We start from the raw sequence: 22,309 nt of genomic DNA on the forward strand, positions 1-22,309 counted from the left end.
CATGGGGTTGTTTTCGATTGAAGTTTAATTAGTGTCAGGGATGCACTCATAGCAAATACAGCTGGTAAAATTGATGAATTAAGCAGCCCTATTAAAATTAAAGTACGTACAATTCTCTAACGCATCTCATCCCAAATCTTTTTGAGTCTTTTCGGGGATACAGCTATACGCGTTTTCATCGGTTGCGCGAACAGTTGAATGCGGTACTCCTCAACCATCCAGCGATACTCACTGATAGACGTGTCACTAGCACGGTTGCTCAGGCGCTCCATGTGTATATCAAGGGCATAAACACCATCAAGGTCAGCCTCTATATTATGCTCAAGGCGTTCAATGCGCACCTCTAATGCTTCGAGATAACGCGGATATTGCTGCCAATGACTATAGTCCATACGGTAGATAAAGTCCGATAAATGCAAGTCCTCAAGCTGATCCTCGATATCATCAATAGATTCACCAAATATCTCACGGTCGAGCATCAGCAGACTTTGACGGATACGTTGCCAGCGCGTATAGACGTTTTTGAGGGTTTTGATGACGCCTTGACCCGTCAATAAGAAATTGCTTTGTACCACCTCGAGCGTTTGGCTATACTCATCGGCGCTAAAGGGTAGCTCTTCGCTCAAACCGATAGCGATACTATCTGCACTCTCAGGCAAGTCGCTACTGTGATCGAATAGGACGTAATGCTCCTCTAGGGTCGCATCTAAAGTGGCGTCAATGACAATAGTTTTGAGCTTGTCCATATCACCGAGTGGTGCAAAAGCGAGTTTAAATATTTTATCAATTTGACTGGTGAGCTGTTTTTGTTTTGCGCCAAGTTTGGATTTGATGAGCGCCAGCACACCAATACGATGCGCCTGCAATGCTGCGTTCACATCAGTGTATTGGTGAATGGATACTGCCGTCCCAGACTGATCGGCGACTAAGGCTGCGAACTGTTTCATTACTACGCCTGCGCTATGCCGATTCTTGCTAAAATTATAGTGTTCAGGGAACTCGGTATGCACGCCTTGCTGCTCGGTTATCGCTTGACTGGTTTCGCTAGCATGACGAATCTGTAGCGTTTGAAGATCGCGACCTTTTTCGATGATACGATTCTTGTCATCGACGACGCAGATTTGCGGTTGCAAGTAGCGATCAATACTTGAGGGATCAAATTTGTCAGGCGTGACCGACATAATGCCGCGACGGTTTAGCGCTTGGCAAAGCTGCTTAAGCAATCCTTGTCCGCCTTCAGGTTGCAACTCATCGAATAGGCTATCAGCAGTATCAGGAATGGGTACGATTTGGCGGCGAATATCTTTTGGCAAGGATTTGAGTAATTGTAGTACCAACTCATAGCGCCAACCCGGCACGCCCCATAATAGCTCGATGGCGTCCAGCTGCGGCAATGCGGCAAGGGGCACGCGAATGGTCACACCATCATCATCGCTCGCTGGGTCAAAGATATAGCGTAGTGGCAATTTTAGATCCCCCAATTGCCATACTTCTGGGAAGTCGCCTGTGGTTGGGGCTTGGCTGTTAAGTACGTCATCGTCAGTGAAGAACAGATGTTTAGTATCGCTTTTTTCGACCTCAGCGCGCCAATCTTCAAAGGCTTTGCGGCTAGCGACGTGCTCAGGAATTTTACGATCATAAAACTGATACAGTGATTCCTCATCGACGAGCAGATCACGGCGACGCAGCTTATCCTCAATACGCTCAACATGGGCGATCTTGTCCATATTATGCTGTAAGAACGGTGCTTGGCGACCTAAGTTACCTGTCACTAGACCATTACGAATAAATATCTCACGCGACTCAACTAGATTGACTTGCTCATAGTTGGTTAGCTGTTTAGGAATGATAATCAGACCAAATAGACTGATCTGTGCATAAGCTTTAACGCGTCCCGTTTTCTTTGACCAATGTGGCTCGAAGTAGTGATACTTAAGCAAGTTGCCAGCAGCGGAGATGATCCACTCAGGCTCAATCTTGGCGACCGTACGCATAAAGACTTGGGAGGTCTCAACGACTTCAAAGGCCATAACCCAAGGCGGTATTTGCTTAAATACGGTACTAGCAGGGAAAATTTTGGCTTTTTGTTGACGAGCCGCTAGATACTCTCCGCGGTTTTCAGTCTTATGGGCGATAGTAGAGAGCAGACCTGTCATCAAAGCGCGATGCAAATTAGCATACTTTACCGCTTTTATTTCTTCATCATCTACGCTCGTAGGATCACTATCAACTGCGTCTTTATTGCCGTTTTTACCGTTAGCTTTAGTATCGCTTGCGTCCGTCAGCTTAAGATCGGTAACCATTTGTACCAATTGACGATGGGTTTGATTCCATTCGCGTACGCGTGGAAAGCTTAAATAGTTCTTTTTGGTAAATTGTTTACGCTGATTACCGGAGAGCTTATTACCATCTTCGTCTTTTTCGAACAGAGCCTTCCATAGACTTAAATAAAACAGGAAGTCCGAGTCATCTTGACGAAATTCAGCATGTTTTTGATCCGCTTGCTGGCGCTTGTTCGCTGGACGTTCACGCGGATCTTGTACCGCAAGAGCAGCCACAACAATAAGCATCTCACGAATACAATCGTAATCGCTACCAGCAACCAGCATCCGTGCCAGCCTTGGATCTATAGGCATACGCGCCATCTTTTGCCCTGTAGGCGTCAGTCGCAAATGATCAAGACCTTGCTTGCGTTTATGGTTGCTCTTGGGCGTTGGCGCTTGATTATCCATGGAGGCTATAGCGCCAAGTTCATGAAGCAATTTATGTCCGTCAGTGACTAGGCGACTATCAGGCGGCTCAATGAATTCAAAATCATCAACGCTACCTAAACGCAGGTTGGCCATTTGTAAAATAACAGAGGCCAAGTTGGTACGCAGTATCTCAGGCTCGGTAAATTCTGGACGACCGTTAAAATCCTCCTCGCTATACAGACGGATACACACGCCAGGTGCGACGCGTCCACAACGACCTTTGCGCTGATTGGCTGCCGCTTGTGAGATCGCCTCAATGGGCAAACGTTGGACGCGCGAGCGATAAGAGTAACGGGAAATCCGTGCAAATCCTAAGTCAATGACATAGCGAATACCAGGTACGGTCAATGCGGTCTCAGCCACGTTGGTGGCGATAACGATGCGGCGACCACGGCCAGAAGGCTGGAAAATCCGCTGCTGCTCTTCATAAGTTTGACGAGCAAATAGCGGCAATATTTCGGTGTGCTTAGGCCCATGACGCTCCAGCACGTCTTGCGTCTCACGAATCTCAGCTTCAGTTGCGGCAAAAATCAGGATGTCAGCTTGATCGGCATGACCTTTGCTCTGTGCGTCACTAAAGCACTCTTCGACCGCAGCAACGACGGCGCGTGGCAAATTCTCTTCAAAATCATCGTAGCTGTCATCATCTGAGCTAGTCACTGGTTCATCCGTTAGCGGACGATAGCGCACCTCAACTGGGAAGCTACGCCCTTCGACATTAAAGATGGGCGCTGCAACTTTGCGTTTTAACTTATTGTCATAATGACTAAAATATTCACTAAAGCGCTGAGTATCAAGGGTTGCTGACGTGATAATCACCTTTAGATCGGGGCGCTTGGGTAATAGCTTCTTGAGATAACCCATAATAAAGTCAATATTGAGGCTACGCTCATGGGCTTCATCGATAATAATGGTATCGTATTTACTCAAAAATCTATCGTGACCAAGTTCTGCGAGCAAAATACCATCGGTCATAAGCTTGACGACAGACTGCGCGGTGCCCTGCTCATTAAAGCGAATCTTAAAGCTGACGGTATCGCCAAGCTGTTCACCGAGCTCCTCAGCGATACGATTTGAGACACTTCGCGCCGCAAGACGGCGCGGCTGGGTATGTCCTATTTGACCTGTGATACCGCGGCCTGCCAGCATCGCAAGCTTTGGTAGTTGAGTCGTCTTACCAGAACCAGTTTCCCCTGCAACGATGATGACTTGATTGTCTATGATTGCCTGAACTAAGTCTGCCCCGCGCTGGCTAACGGGCAAATCAGGATTGAGTTTGGCGGGCAAATCATCAGGAATACTCTCCATACGCGCTTGTACCGCTTGCTGTGAGCGGGTTTTTATCTTGTCGTATTGAACGCGTTTCTTAGCTAATTCTTGTTCCGCTTTGTCGCGTTTAGAATTGTCAGTGTCGTTATCAGCATCAGCGTGTTTATTGCTAGTGACAGCGGCACGCGTCAGCTCACGCTCAAGACGGCTCAGATAATAGCTGTCCTTGGCAAGTACGGGCAATTCATCAAACTTCTCTGTGTTATCCAAAACTTTTGAATTATCAAAGCTATTAATTTTTGTTGTATCTTCATTATTCTTTACAGTATTATGCATATTTGCTTAGGCTATTTTTTATTTAGAAGTGCTTAGATTATGGGGATATTTAAAGCGTGATTCAAGACAGGTTTGTATGGATTGCACTCGTATTCCTGATGACCATGAGCCAAATATTAGAAGTTATATTGTGGATTTAATTCTATTTTTTGAAGAACGCTTTAAAATGACGTTCAACTCTTCACTCTCACACTATTTTATATCAAGGATATCCCTATGCCAATTTTGTCCTATAAATCAATGATAATTTTACCCACGTTAGCGATTACGCTGACCGGCTGTTTAAGTACAAAACCTTATTCACCTCCCAAGAACTCCGCTACAGCAACGCTAACATATGAGATTGCTCCCGCATCGTTTTATGGCCCTACCCGATTTATCGATAGAGAATATATAGAAAGAATCGATATACAGCTAGTACCAAGCCCTTTATCCGTCGCGCTGGCCGTTAATGGTCATCCGAAGACTGTCTACATGGATTTGGGTAAGCGCGGAAGCTTCAACGAAATAAATATCTTTGAGGCTAACAAAAAACTAAGGTTTTCTTACCAACACAAAATGGTCAAGGGTTTGGGTGATTGGCCAATATTATGCGTAGTTGCTGTCGACGCTACTTTGGAACCAAATGGAGATTACCTATTAAAAGGGAATACGACGACTAAAAACTTTAGAAGTAAGACGAACTTTATGGGTGAAAAAGTAGAAGCTGAGGATACGGGCTGTCAGATTCAAATTATTGATCGTCAATCCAAAAAGGTATTGTCAGAGGCGAATAAAGAAATATTTGAAAAAATGATCCCATTCTATGACCGGTTTTAGACTCTCTGTAGCTTAGAAAGTGCTGAAAATCGCAAACAGGTTTGACAGAAGCCTGCCTTAAAGTAATAAAATCGACTTAGACAATGAACTTAATTGCTACTTGTACGAATAACTTTTCCATTAGTAGCTGCCTGCATAAAAAAGGTACGCAAATTTTGTAGTGGTATTCTAGGGAAAGGGAGATGCATTGATAGTATCAAGGTCTCAAATGCGACTATCTCATCAGCCAATACTTGAGCAATATCCGGCTCAATCTGTGGATTCTCATACAAATTATTAATGAGCCAATTTAATTGTGGAAAATTGGTATTGCCCTGAACTTGATAAAGAGTGGGTACGAGTGCGTCGGAGATATGACCGCGCTTTTTGCGAATCATACCTATTTTATAAAACATTTCTAAAGCCATATTATCGCCACTTCCTTATATTTTAAGGTCTAGATAATCAAAACCGTTATTATCTTCTTATCAATACTACCATAGCTATAAGTTAATTATGATGACGGTAGTTGTGCTAAAAGCCTTAGTATTCAAGTAACCTCTTATCGGTAATAGCTATTGTTTAAGCTCATCAACATTACGATTAGGGGCCCAGTAAACTACTATCAAGGCAATCAATAGAATCATTGTTCCTAAAACAATGAAAACGATAGTTTTAGCTAGGTGCTTTGGGATTTTATGACACCCGTTTAGTCATATGATGCTATTTATTATTAATTCTTTTGCCATGAACTATAATAGAAAGTACGAAGTGAATATTCTATGTATATAGCTAAAGATGTCCTTTATCTTTACACATCGATACCAAACACGTCTAGTTTGCGCCTGTACATCACAAAATCATTATTACATAATTGGTGAGTTAACTCAGAATGAGTAAATGTCTAAAATATAATTCAAATTAGGCATGTGATAAACCAAAGGAGTACTGTATGACAGACCGTAATAAGCCTGATCCAACGACCAAAGTCGCCCCTACTGACATCAACCAAGACGATCTGGCCAAAAAAGACCAGCAGCGTACTGATGATTCAGCGCTTGATATGATGCAAGGCATGCATGATCATGAAGATCATGAGGAAGAGAAATGACTGATATTTTTATAAGTGTTGTTTAGCACAAGTATCTTCTAAGCGTTTATCATTATGATAAGCGCTTTTTTTATGTAAGAAGGGACAGCCAATTGCTGTCCTCAAAGAATAATTGGTCATTTAAAGAGGATAAATAATAAGATGTTACAGAACAACTAATAATGTCTATTTGTCAGCGTCATCAAGCATCATTAATTGCTCACTGATAGCGACCGTATTAAAGCCTGCATCGACGAACATAATCTCACCTGTGATACCAGATGCCCACGGTGAAAGCAAGAATAACGCGGCGTTACCTACTTCCATCTGACTAATGTTACGCTGTAGTGGCGCGATCTTTTCGCTGACGTCGAGCATCTTGCGAAACGATTTGATACCGCTTGCTGCAAGCGTACGTATAGGACCTGCCGATATAGCATTGACGCGGATACCCTCGCCGCCCATAGACGTTGCCAAATAACGCACACTGGCCTCTAAACTGGCCTTTGCCATACCCATTACATTGTAATTAGGCAATACTGAGATACTACCTTCGTAAGTTAACGTTAGCATCGAGCCGCGACGCATCGCTAGCAATTCGCGAGCCTCTTTTGCCAACGCGACAAAACTATAGCTTGAGATATCATGAGCAATGTGACTACCCTCGCGAGTGGTCGCATTGACAAAATCCCCGTCGAGCTGATCCATAGGCGCAAAGCCAATCGCATGAACGACACCATCGATACCATCTCCCCAATGCTTGGTCACTTGCTCAAAGCAGGTAGCAATAGAGTCATCGGAGGCGACGTCGCATTCTAGTACCAAGTCCGCTTCGAACTTCTCCGCTGCCATGTCCACACGCTTTTTAATCTTATCATTGGGATAAGTCAAAATAAGAGAGGCGCCCTCACGATGCAACGCTTCTGCGATAGACCATGCTATAGAGAGTTTGCTTGCTATACCTGTGACGACAAAACGTTGTCCTTGAAGTAGCATAAAATATCCTTAGTAATCGATCAAAGCGTTATGAGAAATTTGAGTTGGCGGATGATAATATTCGTAGACTATCTACAATGACCCATTATACATCAAATTAATTAAGTAAACAGTCGTAAACTAAATGTACCCAGTCGTAAAACATTACTTATTTATGTTCTATAGTACTCATTACAGAGCATTAGTCATGGCGGTATGAAGTTGGCGTGATTTAAAGTATAATCACAGCCCTTTAAAGCGTGCACAATAGCTCACACTATAATATTAAATTCTAGATCACCAGCTACAATTTTTGCTGTAATAAGATTTAGCGTTGAGCAATACCTATACTTTGGATGACGGCCAAACTTATGAGTAATACCCAAGCGATGATAGTAGATTATAAAGAAAGCACTGAGTCTTATCGCCAATTGATCGACTCAACAGGTGAAGATTTGGCGCGTCCTGGACTTCAAGATACGCCTATTCGCGCGGCAAAGGCTTTTGCGCATTTGACTAAGGGCTATCATCAAAACCTCGAAGAAGTCGTTAACGGTGCTGTGTTTCCATCGACCAATCGCGAGCTGGTACTAGTACAGAATATCGAATTTTATTCACTGTGCGAGCATCATATGTTGCCTTTTCACGGTGTGGCTCACGTAGGTTATCTACCGAATGGCCAAGTTTTGGGATTATCAAAATTTGCTCGTATTGTCGACATGTTTGCGCGCCGTCTGCAAATTCAAGAAAACCTAAGCGAGCAGATTGCCCAAACGATCATGGATGTAACAGGGTGTCGCGGTGTCGCAGTAGTGATGGACGCCTCGCATATGTGCATGATGATGCGCGGGGTTGGCAAGCAGCATTCGACGACGCGTAGTACGGCTATGCTTGGCGAGTATAAGCATGACAATCAAGCGCGTAATGAGTTTTTGGACGCGGTTCCAAAACGTAGACCTGCGTTCTAGATCTTACATTCAAAACGCAAAAAGCCCACTACCTGCTCAGATAGTGGGCTTTTTTACGATTGCTATTCAAACATTCATAGTATGAACATTAGGCTACAGGTTTGACATCGTCAATCCAATTACCATAACCTTCTTCTTCCATCTTAGCTAATGGGACAAAGCGCATCGCAGCTGAGTTCATACAATAGCGTTTGCCTGTCGGTGCTGGGCCATCATTAAATACATGACCTACGTGTGAGTCAGCATAACGACTACGGATCTCAGTACGAGTCGAAAAGAATCCTTTGTCTTCTTTTTCTACGACTAGATCAGCATTTAAGGGACGCGTAAAGCTTGGCCAACCTGTACCAGATTTGAACTGATCTCGCGAAGAATACAAAGGCTCTCCCGATACCACATCGACATAAAGACCTGGAGCTTTGTTGTCCCAATACTCATTACTAAAAGCGCGCTCAGTACCATCTTGCTGAGTAACTTTATATTGCATCGCGTTTAATGACTTTTTGAGCTCATCCTGACTGGGCTTAATAAAGGTTTGTGGATTGAAACCAACATTATTCATAGTCTTGGATGTCTCCATAGAGTTGTCATCTGTAGTACTAACCTCTTGCATACTACTGCTAGTAGGTTTAAATTGAGCAAAGTCCAGCTCGTAGTTTTTACCATAGACGCTCTCTATAAACTGATAGCGACCCGAGTTAAAGGTGTAGGCCTTATAGCGCAGTGGGTTTTTTTTGTAATAGTCTTGATGATAGTCTTCGGCAGGGTAAAAAGTGCTCGCTGGGACGATCTCGATCACTACCGGCTTTTTGTATATTCCAGATGTTTGTAAGTCTTGCTTAGCTGCTTCAGCAATTTGTTTTTCTTGCTCGTTATTATAAAAAATAGCAGGACGGTACTGAGTACCGCGATCAACGAATTGACCTTGAGCATCAGTCGGATCTGCAATACGCCATAATGCTTGTACGATACCGTTATAAGTAATTTTGGTGGGATCATAATATACCTGCGCAGCTTCGGTGTGACCCGTTCCGCCTGCCGATACTTGACTATAAGTTGGATTGACCGTTTGACCACCGCTATAACCTGACACAACTTCTATAACACCAGGTATCTTCTCATATCCTGCTTCTACGCACCAAAAACAACCGCCTGCAACCGTCGCGACTGCTAAGTTTGCTTCAGTGGGCGCATATGGGTTTTCAGAATTTGGGTTCTTAACTGTAGGACTACTCTCTGTAGAAGCGCAGCCTGTAACAAAGGCACTACTTGCAATAGCAATAGTGGCGATAAAACCTATTTTAGATTTATTATTCATTATCGTATCCTAGAGGTTGTGTTCTGAGTTATGTTCTAGATATTGTTTGTATACTTATATAATACTTCTTACGTATCACCGTAATATACCTATTTTGTTATATATATTTAACAATCTAGAGTCACTCTGTAATTAAACTGAACAATAGTAGTCAATTTCTAGTCAAAACCTACCAAAAAGATAAAATCTAAACTTTTTAGAATTCAAATAAAAAAGCACACTATCCTTTAGTAATGTGCTTATTTTTGTTTCGTTACCACTATATTTTGCTTGTATGGCGTTTTAACGCTTAAGCGACTTTATCATTTTTTGAGTCATCGTCGGCAGCACGTTTTTCACTTGTTGCCTTGATTCTAGATAGAATATCTTTGATACCTGATGCTGGCATGTAAGTTGGCACCGCATAAGTGTCACTGACTTCTCTGGCAGCCGCTTTAGCGATGTCATCAAAGTCACTTTCTTTCATACCCTTGACGGTAGGATCAATACCAACTGACTTAATTAGAGCACGGACTTGATCAATGAAGTAACTTGCCAGCTCTTTATCACTTTTACCCGCCTGCGTGCTCTCAATGATACCAATTTTTCTTGCCAGTTTGGCTAATCTTTTTTCGCTAGATTTGCGGTTTAAGTCTAGCACATACGGCAACACGATGGCATTAGCGCGGCCGTGAGGGATACTATAATGCGCGCCTAATTGGTGAGCAATAGCATGAACGTAACCAAGACCTGCCTTGTTGAATGCGATGCCGCCGTAATGAGCAGCAATACCCATCTCTTCTCTTGCTTTTAGATCGCCGCCATCATTGTAGGCAACAGGCAAATAATGCATGACTGATTTAGTCGCAGAAGCGGCGTAGTAGTCCGTTTCGACGCTAGCATTAACGCTCATCCACGCCTCTAACGCGTGAGTGAGAACGTCGATACCAGTATCAGCAGTAATATGCTTTGGCATACCTTTCATGATGACAGGATCAATAGCCGCTGCTAACGGTATCATTCTAGGATCAATCGATAGAGCTTTTTGATGGGTCTCATTATCAGATACGACCGCGCCAAGTGTCGCCTCTGACCCTGTACCAGCAGTCGTTGGGATACAGTATAGCGGCATACACGATTTTCGTGCCTTAAGGATACCGATCAGCTTTTGCGGCTTACAGTTGTTGCCTTGTGACATGGCGATCATCTTAGCGGCATCAATGACTGAGCCTCCACCAATAGCCAAAATAGAGTCGCAGTTATTACTTATTGACTCACTCAAACCCTCTTCGACCACTGCGAACGTCGGATCAGGAGTGATGCCGTCATAGATGTGGTAGCTAACGTTATGCTTATCCAAATAATCAGTGACTTTCGACGGTACGCCAAGTTTATTCAGTACTTCATCAGTGGCGATAAACACGTTCGTGCTGCCTTCGTTAATGATCATGTCGCACAGCTCGTAGCAAGCCTCTTCGCCGACGTAAAGTAGTGGTCTTGGGATCGGAAGCACCATGGAGACGACTTTGAGCACCTTAGCACGAGTCTTAGCAACGGCTAAATAACCTGCGTGTTGCAAGCTGTCATTGTTCAGTAGGGTTGAGATAATGGGAAGTTTAGTTTTACTCATAAAGAAGTCCTTTTCAGTAGAAATATAGGGGCGTTGATATAAAATTTTCTGTATTTTATCGCCAAAATAATTACGTGATGCTAATAACGATAGGCATTTGAATAGATTTGTTGCGTATAAGTAATTGTACCATCAGGATTCTATGCGTGTGATTATTATTATGAACTAATCTGTTCTGACTGTTTTTGGTCTGAATTTTACGATAGGTCATGCCATACTCGCCTGTAGCAGCTGTTTGGCATAGGAGTGCTGCGGATGATTAAACAGAGTTTCAGTCGCCCCTGACTCAATACACTTACCGTCTTTGAGTACCATAATATGCTGGCACAAGGCTCGTACGACCTTTAGATCATGACTGATAAACACGTAGCTAATATTAAGCTTGGCCTGAATCTCACGCAGCAGATTGACTACGGTCACCTGCGTCGTACTATCAAGTGCTGAGGTTGGCTCATCTAGTATCAGCAGTTGCGGCTGCATGACGAGCGCCCTTGCTAGTGCTACTCGTTGACGCTGACCACCAGAGAGCTCATGCGGATAGCGATGAACAAATTCGCTTGGCAGATGTACCGTTGCCAGACTCTCTATGACCGCTTGCTGGCGTACCCTCTTTATAACCCCTTGTACCAGTAATCCCTCTTCGATAATTTGCATGACGGTCATACGCGGGTTGATACTAGCAAAGGGATCTTGAAAGACCATCTGAATCTGCGCGCGGAACTGGCGCAGCTCGCTCTTTGATAGCTTCGTTATATCTTGACCGCCGATATTGATCTGTCCACTAACCTTTGCTTGATTACTAAGTAGTCTACTTAACGCAAGCGCTGTCGTCGTCTTACCAGAACCTGATTCACCGACTATACCTATAGCCTCGCCCGTTTTTAGTGTCATGTCTAGATTATTTACCGCATCAAACCAGCGTTTGGTACCACCGAACAGGCTTTTTTCTATAGGGAATTGCACACCTAATTGCTCAACGTCTAGCACTTTGACATCACTATCATTGCTCTTAGATATACTGAGCGCATGACCAAAGTCTTGTGCCATAAGTGTGCGCGTATAGTCCGCTTTTGGTTGAGCAAAGATATCTGAGGTTTTGCCCTGCTCTATCGTCTGACCCTGACGCATAACAATAATCTTATCGCTATAGCGCTTCACTAAATTAAGGTCATGGCTGATCAATATCATCGCCATGTTGTGCTCAAGCTTGAGCGCATTTAAGAGTGCTAATATCTCGTGTTGCAAAGTCACATCAAGTGCTGTCGTTGGCTCATCGGCGATCAAAATATCAGGCTGCTGCGCAAGCGCCATCGCTATCATTACCCGCTGACGTTGACCACCCGAGAGCTCGTGTGGATAGCGATTTAATTTATCTTCAGGATCTGTGATATTAACGTCGTTTAACAGTGCAATGCTACGTGCGCGCCATTGCTTTTTGGGTACGCCAACCAAGCGTAGCGATTCAGCGATTTGCTTGGCGACCGTATGTAGCGGATTGAGCGCGGTCATTGGTTCTTGAAATATCATACCGATACGCTGACCGCGAACGTGTTTAAGGGACTGATTACGCAACTTGCTATTAGCTATTGGCAGGCTATTGGTTGTTGGTTGAACAGTCATACTTGACGCGTCAGCCAATTGTGCCTCCCCGCTTACTATCAAGCTATCAGGTAGTAATCCAAGCAGCGCCAGACTGGCGATAGACTTACCAGAGCCCGACTCTCCTACGATGGCCAGCGTTTCACCTTGGCGCAGCTGATAGCTGAGATTGTCCACAAGCGCTATACGGGTATCAGTCACGATAGATAGGTCATTAACCCTGAGCATAACTTTTGCACGCTTATCAGTCTGCTCTATTGGTGCGGACGTCTTTTTTTGAATGGGTATCGTCATATTATGAGCGCCTCGGATCGAACGCATCTCGTAGCGCCTCACCTATGAAAATCAGTAGCGATAAGATAAAGGTTAAGCTAAAGAATCCTGATAACGCAAGCCAAGGCGCATCGAGGTTATTTTTGCCCTGTACCATCAGCTCACCTAGAGATGGCGAGCCAGGCGGCAGACCATAACCCAAAAAGTCTAAGGCGGTGAGCGCAATGATGTTAGCCGTTAATATAAAAGGCAGCTGCGATAGACTAGACGCCAATGCATTAGGCAAGATATGCTTGAGCATAATCTGTGTGTCAGACACACCAAGGTTGCGCGCGGCACGTACATAATCGAAGTTGCGGGCGCGCAAAAATTCAGCGCGCACCAGTCCCACTAGTCCCATCCAACCAAATAGCAGCATGAGTCCGAACAATATCGTAATACTAGGGCTAAATAAGCTGACTAAAATAATAATCATAAACAGCTGCGGCATCCCGCCCCAGACTTCCATAAACCGCTGACCTGCCAAATCCACCCAGCCGCCATAATAGCCTTGAATAGCGCCAACGATGATACCGATAAGCGCGCCAGCTAGAGTCAATGCCAAGCCAAACAAGAGTGACACGCGCATGCCGTAAAGGATACGAGCCAATACATCGCGTCCTTGGTCGTCGGTACCGAGCCAGTTTTGACTATTGGGCGGCGCAGGATATGGCAGCCCCAATTCTACGTTTGGCGTTTGATCGGCGAACGCAATAGGCGGCATGATAAAGTAGCCTTTAGCCTCTATCAATTCTTGTACCGCAGGGTCTTTGTAGTTGGCTTCGGTCTCAAATATTCCACCAAAAGCCGTCTCAGGATAGGCTTTGAGTACAGGTACATAATAATCACCGTCATAATGCACAATCAAAGGCTTATCATTTGCAATCACATTGACCGCCATACAGATGACGAAAACAATAGTAAAGATAACAAGAGAGATAACGCCGAGACGATTATGACGAAAACGATCTAGCCGCGCTTGCCAAACTGGGTTTAAACGGCTTTTTTTTGATGAGGATAAAGGCTTAGCGATAGAATTCTGACTTGACATTAGCGCCCCTCAAAATCAATGCGAGGATCAATCAGATGATAGCTGATATCACTGATAAGTTGTAATAGCAGACCGACTAGCGTAAAGATAAATAATGTACCGAAAATGACAGGATAATCACGCTGCTGAATGGCTTCAAAGCCGAGCAAACCTAAACCGTCAAGCTTAAAGATAATCTCAATCAAAAAATTACCCGCAAAAAATATACCGACGATAGCCGCTGGAATGCCCGCAATAATAATTAGCATGGCATTACGAAAGACATGACCGTAGAGCACTCGGCGCTCGCCCAAACCTTTGGCACGCGCGGTTAATACGTACTGCTTGCCCAGCTCTTCTAAAAAGCTAAATTTGGTCAAATAAGTTAAACCCGCGAAGCCGCCTACTGTGCTCGCGAGCAGCGGCAGAGCCAAATGCCAAAAGTAATCCTTGATTTTGCCGAGTGTCGATAATTGATCAAAATTCTCAGAAGTTAGCCCTTGTAGTGGAAACAGATTCCAATAACTGCCGCCTGCGAAGAATACTAATAAGATAACGGCGAATACAAATACCGGTATGGCATGTCCGATCGCAAGGAGCATCGCAGTTGCCTTGTCCACTGCTGAACCATGATGCATCGCCTTATAGACGCCCAGTGGAATAGCAATCATATAAATGAGTAGCGTACTCCAAAGCCCAAGGGATATGGAAACAGGCAGCTTTTCGATAATTAAATCTGTTACGGTCTGCCCCTTAAAGAACGACTCACCAAAATCTAACTGCGCATAACTCTTGAGCATAAGCCAAAAGCGCTCTGGTGCAGACTTATCAAAGCCGTATTGGGCATTGATCGCGGCAACCATATCTTCAGAGAGTCCGCGTGTGCCTTGATAAGTGCTGTTGCTCCCTGAACTACCCGCGCCTACGCCACCATTTATAGCGCTATCTTTTGCGCCTTGTTCGATGAGTGCCAACTGCTGCTCGACAGGACCACCCGGGGCGGCTTGCACAATGACAAAATTGGCAAGCAAAATTAAGAATAGCGTCGGCAGTATCAACAGTAGTCTTTTTAAGATATAACGACCCATAGCGACGATTTCCTAAGTACACAAGGCGTTCAAAGAGTAATTCAGTAGATAGTGAGAGCAAAAAAACTCAAACGTTTAAAAATCATTTTTGAGCTCACGTAACGCAGCAAATACGGTTAATGGTTTGTCATCTTCAAGGTTTCTTTGAGCGCTTACGCCTGTGACAACGCTTGGCTCACTGGCACGCATAAACACATTGATAGTGCGCTCATGTTCTAAAGTAACGGGCAGTGTAGGTATGCCCTGCGCAGTTAGCTCTTCGGCTCGTGCGAGGGCCGTTATCATCGCTTCGTTATCAGGCTCTATGCTAAGCCCAAAGCGCAAGTTATTGGCAGTGTACTCGTGCGCCGGATAGAGCAAAGTATCAGCAGGCAGCTCATTTAGACGTTTCAAGCTCTCATATAGCTCCTCTATAGTGCCAGTGAATACGCGACCACAGCCGCCACTAAAGAGGGTATCTCCGCAAAAAGCGTGTTTTTGTCCATCGATGTCTAAGATATAAGCGATATGAGTTTCGGTATGTCCTGGGATGTCCCATATTTGCGCAGAGTGCCCCCAAGCGCTGACCGAGCTGCCGTCTTTTACCGTTTGATCTTCTTCAACGCCATGCTCACTATGCGCGACAATATGAGTCATTGGAAAATGCTCTTGTAACTCCATGACCCCGCCGACATGATCATAGTGATGATGGGTCGTCCAGATTGAGGTCATCTCTAAATCATGCTCTTTCATATATTCGGCGACTGGCGCTGACTGACCCGGATCGATGACTATCGCCTGTTTATTGTTCTTATTGATCAGCGTCCAGATATAATTATCAGTAAAGGCTTTGATCGGATGAATTTGAATACTCATGGTAAATCCTTACTAGAAGTTATTTTCGTTTATTGTCTTGTACTGACTGATACAATCTTTATGTTTTTTATACCTTCAAAAACTATTGACCCAAATACTTATTGACACGCTGCTCATTCTCGCCATCCACCCACCAGTAATCAATACCTACTGCGTTGGTTGGCAAAGTAGCATGACGATACTGATCCCAGTAAGCCACATTAGTCTCAGACTTACCATACAAGGGTACTAGATAATGACCGGCACGCAACAAGCGATCGAGTACTTGTGTGTACAAGATGATCTCATCACGGCTCTTAGCCGCGATTAAGGACTCAACCACACTATCAATAGCAGCGTTTTTGATACCGATCGTATTGTGATTACCAGGCTCGTCCGCGGCAGCACTACCCCAAAAGGCGGCTTGTTCGGCGCCAGGTGATAGACTCTGCGCGAATACATCAACGGTCATATCATAATCATAGCTACGGGTGCGTTCGAAATACTGCGGGCCATCAACTTGACGCAGTGTGGCGTCAAATCCCAAACGCTCAAGGTTTCGGATATAAGGCAATAACACCCGTCCCATGGTCTCACCCGTCATCAGAATTTCAATTTGCGCAGGCATGCCGTTAGGCTGATAGAGTTTCATATCGTCATAATAAAATCCAGCGTTGAGTAACAACTGCCGAGCTTTTAATAAAGCCTGGCGATTAAAGCCTTTGCCATCGCTCGTCTCTACCTGCCAATCCTCTAGCGCGCCTCGTCTGTGAATGGGATCAAGCGCGTCTAATAGTGGCGCTAATACTTGTTTCTCTAGATCTGAAGGCGCGCCAGTTGCTGCCAGCTCTGAGCCATGATAAAAGCTTTGCAAACGTTCATACTGATTATGGAACAAAGTCTTGTTCATCCATTCAAAATCATAGGCCAAGCTTAGCGCTTGGCGTACGCGGATGTCTTGAAACAAGGGGCGACGCAAGTTCATAATCAGTCCCTGCATCGGTACTGGGTTTTGACTGGTTATTGATTCTTTTTTTATCACGCCCGCTTTTACCGCAGGGAAATTATAGCCCGTCGCCCAGTTTGAGGCTTTATTTTCAGGACGAAAGCGGTATTGGCCTGATTTAAAACCTTCAAAGGCAATCTCATCGCTTTGATAATAAACAAACTTAATCCTATCAAAATTATAACGACCACGATTGACCATAATATCGCGTCCCCAATAGTTGGGGTCACGCACGTAACTAACTGAGCGCCCAGCGTCTACGCGCCCAAGCTTATAGGGGCCACTACCTATGAGCGGCGTGAGACTAATGCTCTCAAAATCTGTGTCGACGGAGGACTTTTTAAAGATTGGGAATTGCCCGACAGTGAGTAGAATCTCTTTATTATCCGCATTATTAAAGACAAATTTAACTTGATGCTCATCGATAATCTGCACCTCTTTTATATCGCTTAAATAACTGCGAATATACATCGGCCCTTTAGTCAATATCGCATCATAGGTTGCTTTGACGTCCGTACTGGTCACAGGCGATCCATCCCAAAAGTGCGCCTTTGAATTGAGATGATAAACAATCCAGCTAGCATCATCAGGATCGTAGGTGACTTTGGTTGCTAGCTGCGGATACATGGTAAAGGCTTCATTGAGTGAGCCTGTCATCAGAGTATCATATAGATAGTCAGTGCCAACCATCGCCACCCCAGTCGTCATCCATTTATTGGCACTATTAAACGTACCGCGCGCATCAAGCGATAGCGTGCCGCCCGTTGGTGCATCAGGATTGGCATAGGGCATAAAAGGCGCGTCAATATACTCAGCAGTGCTATTATGCCCAAGTGCTTGAGTCGTGACGGGCACCGCAATACTACTCGGTATCCAGCAGATCACAGCGCCTATAATGGAACTTAGTAAGGCAGTTTGTACGGTGGCTTTTTTTATCATCATAAAGACTAGAACAACTCAATTAATTCGGTAGCTCATCAAAAACTATTATCAGTTTAGGCAAGCTGTAAAATTTAATCATAACAAACTTAGCTTTTTTAACCTAATGATTTGCAAGAGTGCCTGCGTTAAAACGACGCCCTATTAAAAAAATCACCACAAAAAACGCAGCCTATATTAGGCTGCGTTTTTTGTATTAAGTATCCAGTTCATTAAGCGTATCTGTTTTCAAAATCTATCATAAAGTCCACTAAAAGCTGTACCCACTCCAGTGGTACCGCATTATAGATACTCGCGCGCATACCGCCGACGTCACGATGACCCTTTAAACTAAGTAATCCGGCCTGTTCTGACTCTTCTAAAAACGTTTTGTCCAGACTGCTATTCGCTAAAGTAAATGGCACATTCATGATAGAGCGATACTGTTTATCAACGGGGTTATTATAAAAACTACTGTCATCAATGGTCTTATATAATAAATCGGCTTTTTGCTGATTAATCTGACCGATAGCTTCGACCCCGCCCTGCGCCTCTAACCAATCAAAGACTAGTCCTGCCAAGTACCATGAATAGGTCGCTGGCGTGTTCGACATCGATTCTTTGTCAGCTTGATGTCCATAGTTAAGCAGCAACGGGCACCATTCGCTCGCTTGATCTAGCAAGTCATCGCGGATGATGACGATAAGCAGACCCGCAGGACCAATATTCTTTTGCGCGCCCGCATAAATCATCCCGTATTTGGACACATCTATCGGCTGCGACAAAATACATGAAGACATATCAACGATGAGTGGCGCACCCACTTGCGGTGGCTCAAAGATTTGTAACCCATGAATGGTTTCATTGGCACAGTAATGAAAGTAAGCGGCGTTATCACTAAGCTGCCACTCGCTCATAGCAGGTACGGTGGTAAAATTACTGTCTTTGCCTGTGGCAACTTGATTGATACCTCCCAGACCGAGCGTCTCATAACGTTTGGCCTCTTTGATCGCTTTACCAGACCATGCGCCTGTCGTCAGATAATCGGCTGGACCACCATTTAACAAGTTCAGCGGAATTGCTGAGAACTGTAAACTGGCACCGCCTTGCAAAAACAGTACTTTATAGTTGTCAGGAATAGCCATCAAGGATCTGAGTTTACTCTCTGCTTTTTCAGCGATAGCCATATAGTCTTTGCTACGGTGGCTCATCTCCATGACTGAGACACCGCGACCTTGCCAGTCAAGCATCTCGCTTTGGGCGCGTGCTAAGACTTCGGTCGGTATAGCCGCAGGGCCTGCGCAGAAGTTAGGCAGTCGATGTGGATCGGTTGTACTGGTTTTTGAGACTGTATTTGAAGACATAGCTACTATCCTAAACAGGAAGAAATAAGAGGAGATATTTTATATTAGTTTTATACAAAGGGATAACTATAAGTGAATGATGGTTAGTTGGATATCTGTTGCCACAGCTTGCGCTTAAGCGCACTGTCTGCGAGCATCTCACTCAGCGTTGGTGTATCAGCCAAATTAGGATGCGTCAAACCTTTAGGTATTTCGGTCAACGCAGCCACTTGTATCTCCTCACTCCTACCAATTCTAAAGAGATAACCTGCCAAACTTGCATTGGCAAGCTCAGCAGTATCCATGCCAGCACAGATAGGAAAAGAGGTAGTTTCGCAATCTAGTGATAGAGCCTGAACGATGTTTTGCCACAGTTTTTGACTATCACTATCTAAAGCTTGGATATCGACCATAAGCACCCAGCGTCCATAAAGCCCGCCTTGTAAATCAAAAGGAGCAACTTTATCTTGCAAGATTAGCTCATCTTTATCAGCATGATACGAGTGGGGTTTAGACGTCGTCGCTTGCGCTAAAAGTGGCGCTACAGCTGGTTCTACTAGAGGCTCTACAGGATCAATACTGTCAAAACGGTAATCAGTTACGGCAACAGAGGTCGGTTTGATCTCGTCATCACGCGCAAGATTTTGCTCATCTACAATGCCAGTAGTCAGTGCTTGCTCTGTTAGCGTCTCTACTATTTGGTGATTCGATTCTAAGTTTGAATCTGATGCGTCCTCTATAATAACGGGGGCAGATACTAAAGGTAGATTATTTGCCGCTATATCAGCAATATTCAAAGTCAAAGAGTCAGGCTGTACCCACTGCCCAATACCCATCATCGCCAGAATCTGCCGTTGCTGTACCATTTTTTGGGTAACTGACAGCGATGTGATTGTTGATGTTTGACGTTGCGTGTCTTGAATATCACTCATAGAAGATGATTATCCTACTTATAATTAGGGTATTAGAAGAATATAAAGACAATTTTGCTGAGTACATCGCTATTATACTCGTATAAGTAAGCACATTTATCAAATTTTAGGCAAAAAAAAGCGACTCCATCAGCACATCCTCGGCACACAATGAATCTATTACCGTTGCTACCTTCCGGTCCTGGCGGGGTTCATAGAACACTGTTGCGAGGCTACCAATGGAGCCACCAGTTGCAAATTATACTTACTTTTTGGCTTTTTACAACCCCTATCGTACAACAGTAACTATTGTCAGCTTTAAAAAACCGTGACCTAGTGACAAAATACTTATAGTATTAAACATAGAATTTGCTATGTTAACTAAAGCTAAAAAATATCTTTAATTATTAACACTTTCAAAAAACATGTAATAAGGAGAATTTTTATGAGAACAGCACTAACTACTAAAACCATTATGGCTACTGGTAGCGCACTATTACTCACAGCAATGATGAGTCATGCCCATGCTGAGCCGACAGGTTATGATCAGATTAGCTTTCAAACAGAAGTCAAAGAAGAGATCGCTAATGACGAAGTGCGCGCAAGCCTCTACAAAAAAGCACAAGCAACAGATATCAAAACCTTAGCGACAACCCTGAATACCTCAATCAATAGAGCCTTGGCTATTGCCAAACGCTATCCTACTGTAACAGTGAGTACCGGACAGCAAAGTACCTATCCGCGCTACGACAAAAATGATAAAATCATTGGCTGGACCGGACAGGCAAATATCGATTTAAAGAGCACTGATTTCACTGCGACCAGTCAGCTGATAGCGGACTTGCAAGAAACTCTAGTCATGAATAATCTCAACTTTGGTGTCTCTGAGATTAAAAAGGATGCGCTTGAGCAAAAGCTAATGACTGATGCCTCACGCGCCTTTCAGCAGCAGGCCAAAAACCTAACTCGTGCCTGGGACGCTCAAAGTTATCGTGTCGTCACGGTTAATCTAAATACGGGTAACAATAACTTCCCACGCCCTATGTATAACAGTATGCGTGCGGCTGATGCAGAGTCCTCAATACCCAGCCAAAACTTCGAATCTGGTAATAGCACCATTTCAGTCACTGCTAACGGTACGATTGAGTTAAATAAATAGTTTTGATTTAGGGCAATAACAAAAAGGTCAGCATTATTAGTGCTGACCTTTCTTATGCTAAGCAGTATTTTTATGGTTTAGCGTCATCGTTCAAGAACAGTGGCTTTGTAGAGATTTGGAAGCAAAAACTTTCAAAAAAGCTGTTATTTAGAAGCATTGTTATTTTGGCGCATTTTTAGCCGTAGCTTTTGATGCCAAGGTAAAAGCTGATAAGCTTGCAGCTGCTGCGCGACTCTCTTTTTGTTTTGCAAGATAGCCGTGTTTTGAATCACATAAACAGTGCGGGTGATCTGGTTTACAACTTGCCCTCTACTGTTTTGTATTGTTGCTTGAATCGTATGCTCTCCAGGGTTGAGGTTGATGGTCGCGATCGAAGCCGTAATTCCTTGAGATATCAATTGGCCATCTATATAGATGCTAATGCTATCTCCCGTCTGTAGCGCTGGACTCATTTGCAAACTAACGGTAATAATCTGTCCTGGACGCTGATAAGCGCGCTCCTCACTAGGTTCAGTCATAACCAGTTGATAATTTATTGGCGCAGGTGCTGTTATCACTGGGATAGCAGACTTAGTACTATTGTTACTCTGACTACTATTGTTATTCTGGCTACTGGTGCTAGCTGAGTGACTCGAATCGTTACCTGTACTCACATTGGTCTCTACAATTTGCTTGCCTGTTTGCTGCTCATAGTTTTGCGGTTGGTCGGTAAAAGTGACTTGACCGGTCTGCTCGTCAACGACTTTATAAATTGATGCAGCATTAACGTTTGGCACATAGAGGGTTACTGAGCCTATAACCAACCCTGCTAGCAAAGCTAGTGCTCGATTATTCATCAAAGACTTTACTTTAAAAGTTGTCATCATAGCGAGTAGACCTATTTTAGTAAGAGTTGATAATAACTATTATGCTCTATTCCCGTTTATAATTCAGTAGCGACTTTGATAACAGACTATCTGATAAGCGCTATGTCAAACTTTCAGTAAGACATAT

17 protein-coding genes and 1 other RNA gene are annotated in these 22,309 nt (G+C 44.0%); 4 read left to right on the forward strand and 14 right to left on the reverse strand.

All coding sequences use genetic code 11. From position 1 onward, the window contains the following. Positions 1-116: 116 nt before the first annotated feature. A complete protein-coding gene (gene hrpA / locus ACR64G_RS06415; RefSeq protein ID WP_435978495.1) occupies positions 117-4,358 on the reverse strand; it encodes an ATP-dependent RNA helicase HrpA in 4,242 nt (1,413 codons plus the stop codon). A gap of 216 nt (positions 4,359-4,574) precedes the next feature. On the opposite strand from hrpA, the gene ACR64G_RS06420 reads away from it, so the two are divergent. Continuing rightward, entirely contained in the window at positions 4,575-5,177 is a 603-nt protein-coding gene (locus tag ACR64G_RS06420) for a hypothetical protein (protein ID WP_435978496.1), read from the forward strand. Positions 5,178-5,266: 89 nt separating this feature from the next. Here the strand turns inward: ACR64G_RS06420 and ACR64G_RS06425 are convergent, their stop codons facing one another. Further along, positions 5,267-5,584, reverse strand: a complete 318-nt coding sequence (locus tag ACR64G_RS06425) for a hypothetical protein (RefSeq protein ID WP_435978497.1) — start codon at positions 5,582-5,584, stop codon at positions 5,267-5,269. 524 nt (positions 5,585-6,108) lie between these two features. Between ACR64G_RS06425 and ACR64G_RS06430 the strand changes: the two genes are divergently transcribed. Next, positions 6,109-6,267, forward strand: a complete 159-nt coding sequence (locus ACR64G_RS06430) for a hypothetical protein (protein WP_435978498.1) — start codon at positions 6,109-6,111, stop codon at positions 6,265-6,267. Between the two features lie 165 nt (positions 6,268-6,432). Here the strand turns inward: ACR64G_RS06430 and ACR64G_RS06435 are convergent, their stop codons facing one another. After that, on the reverse strand, positions 6,433-7,242 hold the full coding sequence (locus tag ACR64G_RS06435) for an enoyl-ACP reductase FabI (protein WP_435978499.1): 810 nt from the start codon (positions 7,240-7,242) through the stop codon (positions 6,433-6,435). Positions 7,243-7,592: 350 nt separating this feature from the next. Between ACR64G_RS06435 and folE the strand changes: the two genes are divergently transcribed. Then, positions 7,593-8,189 (forward strand): GTP cyclohydrolase I FolE, encoded by a 597-nt coding sequence (gene folE / locus ACR64G_RS06440; protein WP_435978500.1) that lies wholly within the window; start codon positions 7,593-7,595, stop codon positions 8,187-8,189. Between the two features lie 88 nt (positions 8,190-8,277). Here the strand turns inward: folE and msrB are convergent, their stop codons facing one another. The 10 genes from msrB to ffs all read right to left on the reverse strand — a co-directional run bounded on the left by msrB (position 8,278) and on the right by ffs (position 20,399). Beyond that, positions 8,278-9,507 (reverse strand): peptide-methionine (R)-S-oxide reductase MsrB, encoded by a 1,230-nt coding sequence (gene msrB / locus ACR64G_RS06445; RefSeq protein WP_435978501.1) that lies wholly within the window; start codon positions 9,505-9,507, stop codon positions 8,278-8,280. A gap of 289 nt (positions 9,508-9,796) precedes the next feature. Beyond that, the gene (locus tag ACR64G_RS06450; RefSeq protein ID WP_435978502.1) at positions 9,797-11,116 is read right to left on the reverse strand and encodes an iron-containing alcohol dehydrogenase; all 1,320 of its coding nucleotides are present in this window, start codon (positions 11,114-11,116) and stop codon (positions 9,797-9,799) included. A gap of 207 nt (positions 11,117-11,323) precedes the next feature. Then, on the reverse strand, positions 11,324-13,009 hold the full coding sequence (locus ACR64G_RS06455) for an ABC transporter ATP-binding protein (protein WP_435980662.1): 1,686 nt from the start codon (positions 13,007-13,009) through the stop codon (positions 11,324-11,326). Between the two features lies 1 nt (position 13,010). Continuing rightward, positions 13,011-14,078: an ABC transporter permease gene (locus ACR64G_RS06460; RefSeq protein ID WP_435978503.1), complete on the reverse strand. Its 1,068-nt coding sequence runs from the start codon at positions 14,076-14,078 to the stop codon at positions 13,011-13,013. Continuing rightward, positions 14,078-15,145, reverse strand: a complete 1,068-nt coding sequence (gene yejB / locus ACR64G_RS06465; protein ID WP_435978504.1) for a microcin C ABC transporter permease YejB — start codon at positions 15,143-15,145, stop codon at positions 14,078-14,080. Before yejB ends, ACR64G_RS06460 begins: the two co-directional genes overlap by 1 nt. Before the next feature lie 75 nt (positions 15,146-15,220). Next, on the reverse strand, positions 15,221-16,000 hold the full coding sequence (gene gloB, locus ACR64G_RS06470) for a hydroxyacylglutathione hydrolase (RefSeq protein ID WP_435978505.1): 780 nt from the start codon (positions 15,998-16,000) through the stop codon (positions 15,221-15,223). A gap of 82 nt (positions 16,001-16,082) precedes the next feature. Then, complete coding sequence (locus ACR64G_RS06475) at positions 16,083-17,927, reverse strand: extracellular solute-binding protein (RefSeq protein ID WP_435978506.1); 1,845 nt, start codon at positions 17,925-17,927, stop codon at positions 16,083-16,085. 209 nt (positions 17,928-18,136) lie between these two features. Next, positions 18,137-19,267, reverse strand: coding sequence for a 3-phosphoserine/phosphohydroxythreonine transaminase (gene serC, locus ACR64G_RS06480; RefSeq protein WP_435978507.1), 1,131 nt, complete (start codon positions 19,265-19,267; stop codon positions 18,137-18,139). An 83-nt stretch (positions 19,268-19,350) separates the two neighbouring features. Beyond that, positions 19,351-20,178 carry a DNA polymerase III subunit psi gene (locus ACR64G_RS06485; protein ID WP_435978508.1) on the reverse strand — a complete coding sequence of 276 codons (828 nt, stop codon included), beginning with the start codon at positions 20,176-20,178 and terminating at the stop codon, positions 19,351-19,353. A gap of 124 nt (positions 20,179-20,302) precedes the next feature. Next, positions 20,303-20,399: signal recognition particle sRNA small type (gene ffs / locus ACR64G_RS06490), an RNA gene on the reverse strand. A gap of 203 nt (positions 20,400-20,602) precedes the next feature. Between ffs and ACR64G_RS06495 the strand changes: the two genes are divergently transcribed. Further along, the gene (locus ACR64G_RS06495; protein WP_435978509.1) at positions 20,603-21,316 is read left to right on the forward strand and encodes an SIMPL domain-containing protein; all 714 of its coding nucleotides are present in this window, start codon (positions 20,603-20,605) and stop codon (positions 21,314-21,316) included. A 143-nt stretch (positions 21,317-21,459) separates the two neighbouring features. On the opposite strand, the gene ACR64G_RS06500 is transcribed toward ACR64G_RS06495, so the two are convergent. Further along, a complete protein-coding gene (locus ACR64G_RS06500; protein WP_435978510.1) occupies positions 21,460-22,182 on the reverse strand; it encodes a DUF4124 domain-containing protein in 723 nt (240 codons plus the stop codon). Between the last annotated feature and the right edge of the window lie 127 nt (positions 22,183-22,309).

This window comes from Psychrobacter sp. DM4, assembly GCF_051307035.1.
Lineage (GTDB): Bacteria > Pseudomonadota > Gammaproteobacteria > Pseudomonadales > Moraxellaceae > Psychrobacter.

Coding starts and splice junctions, on each gene's coding strand:
- hrpA (WP_435978495.1), bottom strand. CDS start 4,358: ATGCATAATACTGTAAAGAATAATGAAGATACAACAAAAATTAATAGC.
- ACR64G_RS06420 (WP_435978496.1), top strand. CDS start 4,575: ATGCCAATTTTGTCCTATAAATCAATGATAATTTTACCCACGTTAGCG.
- ACR64G_RS06425 (WP_435978497.1), bottom strand. CDS start 5,584: ATGGCTTTAGAAATGTTTTATAAAATAGGTATGATTCGCAAAAAGCGC.
- ACR64G_RS06430 (WP_435978498.1), top strand. CDS start 6,109: ATGACAGACCGTAATAAGCCTGATCCAACGACCAAAGTCGCCCCTACT.
- ACR64G_RS06435 (WP_435978499.1), bottom strand. CDS start 7,242: ATGCTACTTCAAGGACAACGTTTTGTCGTCACAGGTATAGCAAGCAAA.
- folE (WP_435978500.1), top strand. CDS start 7,593: ATGAGTAATACCCAAGCGATGATAGTAGATTATAAAGAAAGCACTGAG.
- msrB (WP_435978501.1), bottom strand. CDS start 9,507: ATGAATAATAAATCTAAAATAGGTTTTATCGCCACTATTGCTATTGCA.
- ACR64G_RS06450 (WP_435978502.1), bottom strand. CDS start 11,116: ATGAGTAAAACTAAACTTCCCATTATCTCAACCCTACTGAACAATGAC.
- ACR64G_RS06455 (WP_435980662.1), bottom strand. CDS start 13,009: ATGACGATACCCATTCAAAAAAAGACGTCCGCACCAATAGAGCAGACT.
- ACR64G_RS06460 (WP_435978503.1), bottom strand. CDS start 14,078: ATGTCAAGTCAGAATTCTATCGCTAAGCCTTTATCCTCATCAAAAAAA.
- yejB (WP_435978504.1), bottom strand. CDS start 15,145: ATGGGTCGTTATATCTTAAAAAGACTACTGTTGATACTGCCGACGCTA.
- gloB (WP_435978505.1), bottom strand. CDS start 16,000: ATGAGTATTCAAATTCATCCGATCAAAGCCTTTACTGATAATTATATC.
- ACR64G_RS06475 (WP_435978506.1), bottom strand. CDS start 17,927: ATGATGATAAAAAAAGCCACCGTACAAACTGCCTTACTAAGTTCCATT.
- serC (WP_435978507.1), bottom strand. CDS start 19,267: ATGTCTTCAAATACAGTCTCAAAAACCAGTACAACCGATCCACATCGA.
- ACR64G_RS06485 (WP_435978508.1), bottom strand. CDS start 20,178: ATGAGTGATATTCAAGACACGCAACGTCAAACATCAACAATCACATCG.
- ACR64G_RS06495 (WP_435978509.1), top strand. CDS start 20,603: ATGAGAACAGCACTAACTACTAAAACCATTATGGCTACTGGTAGCGCA.
- ACR64G_RS06500 (WP_435978510.1), bottom strand. CDS start 22,182: ATGATGACAACTTTTAAAGTAAAGTCTTTGATGAATAATCGAGCACTA.